The sequence below is a fragment of the Flavobacterium proteolyticum genome (assembly GCF_015223105.1).
Taxonomy (GTDB): Bacteria; Bacteroidota; Bacteroidia; order Flavobacteriales; family Flavobacteriaceae; genus Flavobacterium; species Flavobacterium proteolyticum.
In genome coordinates this window covers 1-1,028 of the sequence record NZ_JADFTZ010000018.1, presented here as the reverse complement: position 1 = coordinate 1,028, position 1,028 = coordinate 1, and the positions used below count along the sequence as shown (strand labels likewise).

The following is a 1,028-nucleotide window of genomic DNA, read 5'->3' as shown; positions in this document are numbered from 1 at the left end:
TAGTTTAAGATGTTTAAAAGACTAAGCTTAACTTTTTAATTTTTTTAAAAGCTCCTTAAAAAACAAGGAGCTTTTATTTTACTTAATTAATTAAAATCGCCCAACATGAGATTTTTTCATTTTTTAATAATTGTTTTTCTAACACCGTTTGTATTTGCACAGGATAGCATACGAATCAGTGCTAATTTTCAGAACAATACTCGTTATGCTAAAGTTATTGTTCAAAAATTTGGCATTGGTACTTTTAAAGTTGCCACTTTGCCTATAAAAAATAATTTGTTTACTGTTACTGCCCCTAAAAATATTGAACCTGGTATTTATCGTTTTCAATATAGTGAAATTGAAAGTGATTTTGTGGATGTTATTATAAATGGTAATGAAAGTGAAATTCATTTTGAAATTGATGCGAACTCTGAAAGCAGAAAACCAAATTTTATAAAGTCTGTAGAAAATAAAAAATGGTATACTTATAAAGAGAATGAAGCTATTTTACTAAAAAAAATAAATGCTTTACAACTTTTTTTAGCTAATTTTCCAGAGCAAACCAATAAGATTTGGATTAATAACAATGAAGCTTATATAAAACTACAACAATTATTTAATAAAGAGCAACAACATTTTATTAATTCTAACCCTGGTTTTTGGGCTTTAAATATGGTGAAAAATTATCCCGTTTATTTTCCAGACGTAAAGAAACATTGGAAAATTCAGGATTTTGAAGTAAGGGAGCAATTTTGGAAAAATATTATTACAGATGATAGTAAATTGCAAAATACTCCACTTTATTCGGAACTCATTCTTGATTATCTTAGATACTATATGAATCCCGATATGCAATTTACGGAAGAAGAAATGATTGATGGATTTATAAAAAGTGTGGATGATATTATGTTAGCTTTTTCTAAGAATGAGGATTCACAAAAATTTGCTCTACAATTTTTACAATTAGGATTTAAAGAAATGGGGCAAGAAAAAGTATTGCAATATTTAGATGAAAAATATGCTAAGATAGCCAGTCAATGTAAAGA

1 protein-coding gene is annotated in these 1,028 nt (G+C 26.8%); it reads left to right on the top strand.

Annotation, left to right across the window (positions count from 1 at the left end; all coding sequences use genetic code 11):
* Positions 1-105 precede the first annotated feature (105 nt).
* Positions 106-1,028 (top strand): hypothetical protein (locus tag IM755_RS12770; RefSeq protein WP_194097465.1); only part of this gene is annotated, 923 nt, incomplete at its 3' end.